General features: G+C 62.2%; 8 protein-coding genes. 2 read left to right on the top strand and 6 right to left on the bottom strand.

Annotated elements, in window-relative coordinates; genetic code table 11:
• Window positions 1-101: 101 nt before the first annotated feature.
• The 6 genes from DTP52_RS29370 to DTP52_RS29395 are packed head-to-tail and all read right to left on the bottom strand — an operon-like array spanning window position 102 to window position 5846.
• Entirely contained in the window at window positions 102-1034 is a 933-nt protein-coding gene (locus DTP52_RS29370) for a phosphatidate cytidylyltransferase (RefSeq protein ID WP_109756460.1), read from the bottom strand.
• A 1-nt stretch (window position 1035) separates the two neighbouring features.
• Entirely contained in the window at window positions 1036-1656 is a 621-nt protein-coding gene (locus tag DTP52_RS29375; RefSeq protein ID WP_109756461.1) for a 1-acyl-sn-glycerol-3-phosphate acyltransferase, read from the bottom strand.
• Window positions 1657-1665: 9 nt separating this feature from the next.
• A complete protein-coding gene (locus DTP52_RS29380; protein WP_109756462.1) occupies window positions 1666-2121 on the bottom strand; it encodes a hypothetical protein in 456 nt (151 codons plus the stop codon).
• A complete protein-coding gene (locus DTP52_RS29385) occupies window positions 2111-3454 on the bottom strand; it encodes a phosphatase PAP2/dual specificity phosphatase family protein (RefSeq protein ID WP_109756463.1) in 1344 nt (447 codons plus the stop codon). The genes DTP52_RS29380 and DTP52_RS29385 overlap by 11 nt, the downstream gene beginning before the upstream one ends.
• Entirely contained in the window at window positions 3454-5211 is a 1758-nt protein-coding gene (locus tag DTP52_RS29390; protein WP_109756464.1) for a bifunctional alpha/beta hydrolase/class I SAM-dependent methyltransferase, read from the bottom strand. The genes DTP52_RS29385 and DTP52_RS29390 overlap by 1 nt, the downstream gene beginning before the upstream one ends.
• A gap of 11 nt (window positions 5212-5222) precedes the next feature.
• A complete protein-coding gene (locus tag DTP52_RS29395) occupies window positions 5223-5846 on the bottom strand; it encodes a CDP-alcohol phosphatidyltransferase family protein (RefSeq protein ID WP_109756465.1) in 624 nt (207 codons plus the stop codon).
• A gap of 467 nt (window positions 5847-6313) precedes the next feature.
• Here DTP52_RS29395 and DTP52_RS29400 point away from each other — a divergent pair, with 467 nt between their 5' ends.
• Both DTP52_RS29400 and DTP52_RS29405 read left to right on the top strand, forming a co-directional pair.
• Complete coding sequence (locus tag DTP52_RS29400) at window positions 6314-6772, top strand: GNAT family N-acetyltransferase (protein WP_109756466.1); 459 nt, start codon at window positions 6314-6316, stop codon at window positions 6770-6772.
• A 135-nt stretch (window positions 6773-6907) separates the two neighbouring features.
• Window positions 6908-8934 (top strand): DUF6531 domain-containing protein (locus DTP52_RS29405; protein ID WP_256594292.1); only part of this gene is annotated, 2027 nt, incomplete at its 3' end.

The following is an 8934-nucleotide window of genomic DNA, read 5'->3' on the forward strand; positions in this document are numbered from 1 at the left end:
TGCTCGCGATAGGGGCATGTCAGTCAACATCGATGTTGGCTGATCCACCGCTATCGCGAGCAGGCTCGCTCCCACAGGTTGGGTGTTCGCCGCAGACTTTTTCAGGTCCACCAGTACCGAACCAGATGGAAGAAGATCGGCGCGGCGAAGCACACCGAGTCCAACCGGTCGAGCATGCCACCGTGGCCTTCGATCATGTGGCCCCAGTCCTTCACACCGCGGTCGCGTTTGATCGCTGACATGACGATGCCGCCGGCAAAACCCAGCAGGTTGATCAGCAAGGCGATGAGGAACGACTGCCACGGATTGAACGGCGTGATCCACCACAGCGCGCCACCGATCAGCGAGGCCAGGAAAATGCCGCCGGCAAAGCCCTCCACGGTTTTCGAGGGCGACAGGTTCGGCGCGATCTTGTGTTTGCCGAACAGCTTGCCGCACACGTACTGCAACACATCCGACAGCTGCACCACGATCACCAGGTAAGCGATCAGCAACAGGTTGCGTCCTTCGAAACCAGCGATGTCCAGGGTCAACAGGGCGGGCACGAAGGAGATGCAGAACACCGCGATCATCAGCCCCCACTGGACCTTGGAAGCGCGCTCCAGGAAGTGCGTACTGTCGCCACCCAAGGACGCCAGGATCGGCAGCAGCAGGAACACGTACACCGGGATGAAGATCGAAAACAGCCCGTACCAGTCGTAGTAGATCAGCAGGTATTGCAGCGGCAGCGCCAGGTAGAACGCTGCCACCAGGGCCGGATAATCACTGCGCCGGGTCGGCGTCAGGGTGAGGAATTCCCGCAGGGCGTAGAACGACACCGCGTAGAACAACAGAATCACCGCCGCATTGCCGAGCCAGAACGCGATGCCGATCACCAGCACCATGATCCACCAGGCGTTGATCCGCGCGTTGAGGTTGTCGATGACCGAGTTTGGCGCGCCTTTGGTGCGCAGCTTGAGAATGAAACCAATCAGCGAAGCCAGCACCAGAATCGCGCCGATCCCGCCAAATAACATCAGGGTATATCGATCCATGTCAGACGTGCTCCGGGGCCAGTGCCAGCAGCGCGGCGCGGCTGCGTTCAAGAAATTGCTCTTTGCTTTCACCTTCTTCGATGCACAGCGGCGCGCCGAAACTGGTGGTGCATAACAGCGGCAGAGGCAATACCCGGCCTTTGGGCATGACGCGGTTGAGGTTGGCGATCCACACCGGGATCACCTCGACCTCGGGATGAGCCTTCATCAAGTGATAGATCCCGCTCTTGAACGGCAGCAAGCCTTCGTCGGGGTTGCGCGTGCCCTCGGGGAAGATGATCAGCGAGTCGCCGTTCTCCAGGGCTTCGAGCATTGGCTGCAATGGGTTGTACGAAGGATCCTTGCGTTCGCGGTCCACCAGCACACCGTTGAACACTCGGTTGATGATGTAGCGCCGCACCGGGCTGGTCTGCCAATAGTCGGCACCGGCGACCGGCCGGGTCAGTTTGCGCAACGCCGGCGGCAGCGAGGCCCAGAGCAACACGAAGTCACCGTGGCTGCTGTGGTTGGCGAAGTAGATCCGCTGCACCTGCGTCGGCGCACAGCCGAGCCACAGGCTGCGAGCACCGGTGACCATGCGGGCGGCGGAGGTGATGAGGTTGGCGACCACGGGTTCGAACATGAGGATTCCTTATCCTGAAAAGGCTAGCCAGGGACTGGCCAGGATGAAGCCCAGCGTCAAGACAACTTGTGCGGCCAGAAATCGCGACTGTCGACGCAGCAGCAACAACGCGCCGTGCCGGCGTTCGGTCCAGAGACGGCCGGCGCGTTCGGCCGGTTGCAGGCCCAGGGAGGTGAGGGCCTGATCCAAGGTGTAGGTGCGCTCGGCCAGGGATTGAGTGCTGTCAGCCATGCGCTGAAACAGATCGGCATCAAATGCCACGCGCAACGCCCAGTATTTTTCCAGCACACCGAGCACGATCAGTACGGCGCTCAACAGCAGCAACCACGGATCGATGACCCCCACCAACCACTGCCCCAACCCCAGCAGCACCGCCAGCAGCGTCAGCCCGGTGGACAACTGATCCAGCGATTGACCGCGGCGCAACAGACTCGCCACGGTGTGCAGTTCCATATCAGTGATCATGGACATTCTCCCGGCTTGTGGATAACGGCTCCAACGCCCGACGATGCGCCGCATGCAAGACAATGCGCGGGCGAACGCGCTGGATTTGCACGATAGCCGCATCAACATTCGCTGCCCGACCACTGTGCAACAACCAGGCGACCACGGCAGTTGCGCTACGGGAATAGCCCAAGGCGCAGCAGACCAGCACCGGCCCGCGCTGACGAAGGCTTTCGATGGCCTCCGCCGCTTTCAGGCATTGCTCGGTGGTCGGCGCCGTCAGGTCGAGCACCGGTAGCGAGCGATAGGCAACCCCCGTGCTGTCCATGGACAGTTCTGCGCAGAGGTCGAGCACCCCGCTAAACGCGCTGTCCTTCAGCTCCATCGGCGTGGGAATGCGCCCGAGCCAGACGTTATCCGCTACTTGATCCGGTTGCGGATGTTGGCGCGTCCACCAGCGGGAATTGATCCACGCCGCCGCCAGATAAGGCGCCAGCAACCAGCGCGCCGCCGGGCTCAAGCGGCCATCGACACGCTTCTGGAAACCGTCGGCACCGAACACCAGGTAATTCAGCGCCACCATGAGCACCGCCACCGCCGGCCAGATCAACCAGAGCCACGCGCCGCCCAAGGCAAACGCCGGGATGAACAGCGCCGCCGCGCCCAAGCCATAACGCAGCGCCAATCGCCGGCGGGCAGGGTCCGTCGCCAGACGCGCGCTCAGCAGCGGGCTCGGCCGATCCAACGGCCACAACCACACACACAACCAACCGGCCAACGCCCCCGTGGGCAGGTCAATGAAGTGATGTTGATAAGTGGTCAGCACCGACACACCAATCAGCGCGAACCACCCGTGCATCAGCCAGCGCCAGAACCCCTGCAGATGCCGCTGATAACAGACCCACAGCACCACCAGCAACGCGATGTGCAGCGATGGCGCCTGGTTGAACGGCTTGTCGAACCCCGCCAGCACCTCGAACAACCAACCGAACACCCCGTCCATTTCCGGCCGGGGGAAGGTAAAGCGTAGCGGCCAGAGCAGAAAGCAACTGACTGCAATCACCTGGGCCGTGAGCAGGCGCAAGGCGTGGCGCTTGAGTTCGACACGGCTGGTGGGCAACAGCAGGGACAGGCCGTACAGCAGATCGATCGACCAGTACGGCACGATGGTCCAGGCCATGAACGGCATGTGGCTTTCCCAGGCGAACACCAGCGTGCCGACGTCGTCACGCTGGGAGGTGACCCAGGTGGCGAAGCCATAGGTGCTGAAGAACAGCGGCGCCAGCAACAGCAGCCACAGCACTGCCGGTTTCAGCAGTGCGGGCTCGCGGGCCGGAGCGATGACGGCGCTCATTACTGCACTCGCTGGGCCAGCGAAACGCTGAAGATGCCCCATTCATCGACCCGCAGGGTGATCTTGCGAAAGCCCGCCGCCTCGACCAGTTGATCCATTTCCGCCTGCGTACGCCGACGCATCACCCAAGCCTGCCCGGCACGGTGGCTGGTGAGGGCGCGGGCGATCAGTTCCAGTTGCGGGTGCCACGGCTGGCCGGTGTAGACCAGGAAACCGCCAGGCTCTACCGCTTCGGCCAAACCGGCGAGGGAACCGCCGACCATCTGGTTATCGGCAAACAGCTCATACAAGCCGGACACCACGGCCAGGGTCGGTTTTGGCTGCAGCGCCGCCAGGTCCTGGCGATCAAACGCGTCACCTTTGACGAACTGCGCGATATCGCCCAAGCCTTTTTCGAGGATCAAGGCGCTGCCATCGCGCACGTTGATGTCGCTGTAGTCGCGCAGCAGGATCGACTCCGGCAACGGGCTGACGCCTTGCAGCGCTTCCAGGATGTAGCGGCCATGCCCGGCGGCGATGTCGACAATGCGCACCTCGCGGTCCTGCTCGCGCAACTTGCCCATGGCCAGGCGCAGCAGTTCTTCGACGTTCAGTTTGCGCTGACGAATACCGCGCCAGCCGATGGAGTTCAGGTAGTTCTGGTCAATCATTTTGCCCACGGCCGAGGTGCCGGTGGGGCGATTGCGGTAGACGTAGTCCAGGGTGCTGCCGGAGTCGAACCCGGTGTCGAAGCCCAACTTCACACCCGCGGACAACTTGCTGCCAAAGCGCATGCTGGCGCGGGTCATGCGCCAGTAAAGGTCGCGCAGCGAGTTGTGCGGCAGCGGTGTCGCCAGGGTTTCGGCTTCGGCGCAGGTCACGCCCAGGCGATCGGCGTCCAGCAGGGAAGGGCGCTCCAGCGGGCGGGCGAAGTTTTGCAGGATGAAGCGGCGGGCACTGGCGATGGCCGGCGCGCGGTTCTTCTCGCCGAGGGTGTCGTGGAAGAACCCCGGCAGAATGTGCTTCTCCTTGTGCAAACTGCCCAGGCGATCGAAGAACTGTTCCTGGGGTTTGCGGTGCACGACAAAGTCCGAGCCGGAGATCAACAGCTGCGTCGGCACCTGGATCGCCTGGGCGTCGGCCACCACGCGGTCGGCGGCTTCGTACAGGCCCAGCAGTACGTTCACCGAAATCGCCTTGGTGATCAGCGGATCGCTGTCGTAGGACGCCACCCGTTCCGGGTCATGGCTGAGGAACTTCGCCTTGACGTAACTGTTGACGAAAAAATTGCCGCGAAACTTGCGCATCAGTGCCAGGCCCGGCCGAGCGAACGGCACGTAGAGCTTGACCTTGAACGCTGGCGACGCCAGCACCAGCGAACGGATGCGCGGTGCGTAATCGTGGACCCAGGTCGATGCGATCACCGCCCCGACGCTTTGCGCGACCACGGCGATGTTCGACTCGTCGATCTGATGCGTGGCGCCGATGTGATCGCAGAAGGTCTGCACATCCCGCGCACTGGTGGCAAAGCTCGGGCTGTCACCGCGGGCGCCCGGCGACTGGCCATGGCCCCGTGCGTCCCAGGCAAAAAAGTCGAAGCCGGGCAAATCCAGCTCATCCACCAGGTGCGCAATGCGCCCGGAGTGTTCATGCCCGCGGTGAAACAACAACACGGCCTGGCGGGGTTCACCCGCAGAGGCATTGACAGCCGGCCAGTGCCGGTAGAACAACTCCACGCCATCGTGGGTGGTGAACGTCAGTTCCTGGGCTTCGCGCATTGCAAGTTCCTTTATGCTGAGGGAGCGTTTTCCTTCACTTGGCTCAGGCCGTGACGGACCCGATTGACCAAGGTATAAACCAGCAGGGCGGCAACCACCGCCATCACACCATCAACCCACAGCGCCCCGAGCCAACCCAGGGCAATACCGGTCGCCAACACGCCCAACACAAAGGCGCGATCACTTTTGCCCATCGGCCCGTCATAGCGCCGCGAAGCCCCGACCATCGCCCCCAGCACGCCTGCGTATTCGCTGAACAGCGCCAACAGCGTGACCAACAACACGAGCAACAGACTGGCATCGGGAATCAGGGCAAAAGGCAGGATCAGGGCAGCGTCGGCGATGATATCGCATAGCTCATTGAGGTAGGCGCCCAGATGCGATTGCTGACCAAACTCCCGCGCCAACATACCATCTACCGCATTCAACGCCATGCGCAGGAACATCCAGATCGGCACCAGGACGAAGATCCACGGATGGCTGGCGAACCACGCGATCACCGCACCGACCAAGACTGAAACGATGCCCGCGAGCACCGTGATCTGGTTGGCGGTGACGCCGTTGTTGTAAAGGCGTTGAACCATGGGGCGCAGCAGGTTTTGAAAGGCGGGCTTGAGTTGGTAGATGGAGGGCATCGGGGTGAGATCTCGGCCGGTTGCGGGGCTAGGGCTTATACAGGTGCGAGATTACGATAGGTTGAGGGGTTGCTGGCGGGTATTTCTTGAGAATGAGCGCGGGTAGGCATCTAAAACGAAATTGCCTGGGCAAAAACAGCCAATGTGTGCGGGCCTGAACCCATCCATCCACATCGGCCGATGCCATTCTTGTGGCGAGGGGATTTATCCCCGTTGGGCTGTGCAGCAGCCCCAAGAGGACTTAACTCAATCTGTCTGTAATACCGAGGTGTGTTTTTTTTGGGGCTGCTTCGCAGCCCAGCGGGGATAAATCCCCTCGCCACAAGAGCAGTGGGTGGTGTGTCCATTCAGGATCAAACTACGAAAATCCTGTGGGAGCGAGCCTGCTCGCGATAGCGGCACACCAGAACAGGCCAGCAGCCTGCTGATCCCCCAACCCTCCCCAGGACAAATAAGGAGTGTTTCAAATGCCACAAATGGATTGGCTCGCCAACCACATGGATAAATGCGACCAGATGGCCGAGTGGCTCCATCGTGAATTCAGCTATGAATTTGCCCAGCAATCCCTCGCCAGTTGGCAGCAGGAGTTCGCCGCAGGGCAGCGCGATGGGCGCTGGAAGTGCCTGATCGCCATGGAACACGGCCAGTTGCTCGGTGGTGCTTCACTGGCCAGTCACGACCTGCCGGATCGGCCAGAGCTGGGGCCGTGGCTGGCTTGCGTGCTCGTCGCCCCCAGTGCCCGACGCAGAGGGATTGCGGCGCAGTTGATCGATGGCATCTGCAGCCATGCGCGGGAGGTGGGAATCATCAGCCTGTTCTTGCACACCCACAGCCAGCGCGACTATTACGCCAAGCTGGGTTGGGAGGTGCTGGAGCGCTTTGAGGCTTGGGGGAAAGAGCAGTGGCTGATGGCGCGGTGTTTATAGCCATCAGCGGGGCTCCCACGCCAAGCGTTTAAATTTAGCGAATCGCCCTACATGCTTTATCCCCTTCCCCTGACTTAATTTCCCTGTCATCCCCGGCAGAGTCTCGCGTTCGTCCCCGCACCGCGAGATTCCTGCATGTTTGCCCCCGACAAGCTCCTGGCCCTGAACAACACCATTGGCTTGCTGGTGGTGGCGGCCATGGACCCCGAACAGCCGGATGTCGATGCGGTTTTCCAGGATTTTCGGGCCTGCCTGAACGACTACGACGCCTGGGCTGAAAGCTTCTGGGCCGGTTGGGCGCTGGATCTTGAGCAAGTGTTCAAGGTTGGTAACGAGGTGTCTCTCGCGGCACCGAAAGACCAGGGCACACCCGTCAGCGCCACGGTGGTGGCTTGCCCGGCAGGCGGGCCGCTGACGCTGGTGCACATGTTCCAGGCGGCGCGCTTTGTGCCGATCGGCGATACACCGGTGATGCTGGAGCCGGTCATCGAAGGCGCGACGGGGCAGGAAACCTTCGGCGAGCCGATCCACCACGTGATCGGCCCCAGCGGCATCCTGGAAGTTCCTGAGTGTTGGCGGGGCCAGCGTTATCGCATCACCTTTTTCCCCCATGTAACGGCCGATCACGTCAAGGCGTTGTACGCGTCTTACCAAGGCGTGATCGATGAACTCGAGGGTTGGCTGAAAGCGGAGTGGGAGCAATTTCAACCGCTGTGGGCGGAGTTTTCCGACGCCGGCTTTCTTGAACGCTACGGCGTATTGCAGCGAGACGATTGGCGCGGCTTCGAAAACGCCCTGCATCAGCTGTGGGACGACGTTAAACAGGTTTTCGAGCTGCTGGCTGATCTGCAGGCCAACAGCGAAAAGCTGTTGGAGTACCTGACCCGCGTCGAGCTTGAACAATTACTGAAGGCTTCCTCTGAGGCAATCGCCAGAGGGTTGATGGTGTTGAGCGACGAGCCGTTGCTCTTCATCCACATGGCGGCGTTCGCCAGTTGGCTACGGATGTTGCCACCCCAGTACCTGGCTGAAATCGTCGGGGAGCTGCGCGCTTCGGTATTGATCAATTTCCTGCTGATGCGTTTGACCGGGGGGCTGGGCCTGGGTCTTCGCATGAGCGGTAAAGTCTTGGGCCAGGTTCGCTCGGAGCGGGCCCGGGAGTGGTTGCTGGCGTCGAGCCTGAGATTGGGTCAACTCAACCCCGACCGGCTCAATCAACATGTCGATGTGCTCAAACCATTGGTGGTCAGCCAGCGTGCGCCTTTAAAACCGACACCTGTCGGACCCTTGCACATCACCCCTGAACATTCTGCACCACTGTCCGTCAGCAACCCGGCCGCTGTAGCGCGGGAAAAGTCTCAAGGGGCCACCCGGCTAAGCAAATACGAACCCCACGACGACGCCCCAACCCAATCGAAAAACCCCAATGGCGACAGCGCCGACACCGCGGCCCAGACCCAGACCAGCGGCTGCCCGGTGTCGATGGTCACCGGCGAAGAACTGCTGACCCTCGACGACGGCACCCTCGATGGCCGCTTGCCGTTCGTCTTCACCCGTTTGTACCGCACCAGCGCCGCCGACCTGGACGTCGGGCTCGGGCGCGGCTGGAGCCATGCCCTGGCCCATCGCCTGGAACTCGACGGCGAGCAGGTCGTCTGGGTCGACCAGGAAAACCGGCGCACCACCTTTCCACTGCCCAACGCCCAGCGCCCGGCGATCCACAACAGCCTGGCCCGGGCGGCGATCTACCTCGGTACCGAGTCGGACGAACTGATCGTTGCCCAAGCCGGTGCGGACGCCGCGTTCCTGCACTTTCGCGACGGCCACCTGGTGGCCCTCAGCGACCGCCACGACAACCGCCTGACGGTCCAGCGCAACATCCATGGCGACATCAGCCGCCTGGACAACGGCGCCGGCCGCGCCCTGCGCCTGCGCTACGCGCATCGTCACCTAATCGCCGTCGACTACCAGAGTTTCCACCCGGCCATCACTCTCGACGAAGCCTGGCGGACCGAGCAGACGCTGGTGACCTACCGCTACGACGGACGTTTCCGACTGATCGAAGCGACCAATGCCGCCGGCGAAAGCGAACGCTACGACTACGACGACCGACACGTCATCCTCCAGCGGCAACTGGCCGGCGGGGCGAGTTTCTACTGGGA

The organism is Pseudomonas sp. 43mfcvi1.1, assembly GCF_900115935.1.
Classification (GTDB): domain Bacteria; phylum Pseudomonadota; class Gammaproteobacteria; order Pseudomonadales; family Pseudomonadaceae; genus Aquipseudomonas; species Aquipseudomonas bijieensis.

Bases quoted from the DNA above. Each gene is read 5' to 3' on its own strand.
- DTP52_RS29370 (WP_109756460.1), bottom strand. From the start codon at position 1,034: ATGGATCGATATACCCTGATGTTATTTGGCGGGATCGGCGCGATTCTG.
- DTP52_RS29375 (WP_109756461.1), bottom strand. From the start codon at position 1,656: ATGTTCGAACCCGTGGTCGCCAACCTCATCACCTCCGCCGCCCGCATG.
- DTP52_RS29380 (WP_109756462.1), bottom strand. From the start codon at position 2,121: ATGATCACTGATATGGAACTGCACACCGTGGCGAGTCTGTTGCGCCGC.
- DTP52_RS29385 (WP_109756463.1), bottom strand. From the start codon at position 3,454: ATGAGCGCCGTCATCGCTCCGGCCCGCGAGCCCGCACTGCTGAAACCG.
- DTP52_RS29390 (WP_109756464.1), bottom strand. From the start codon at position 5,211: ATGCGCGAAGCCCAGGAACTGACGTTCACCACCCACGATGGCGTGGAG.
- DTP52_RS29395 (WP_109756465.1), bottom strand. From the start codon at position 5,846: ATGCCCTCCATCTACCAACTCAAGCCCGCCTTTCAAAACCTGCTGCGC.
- DTP52_RS29400 (WP_109756466.1), top strand. From the start codon at position 6,314: ATGCCACAAATGGATTGGCTCGCCAACCACATGGATAAATGCGACCAG.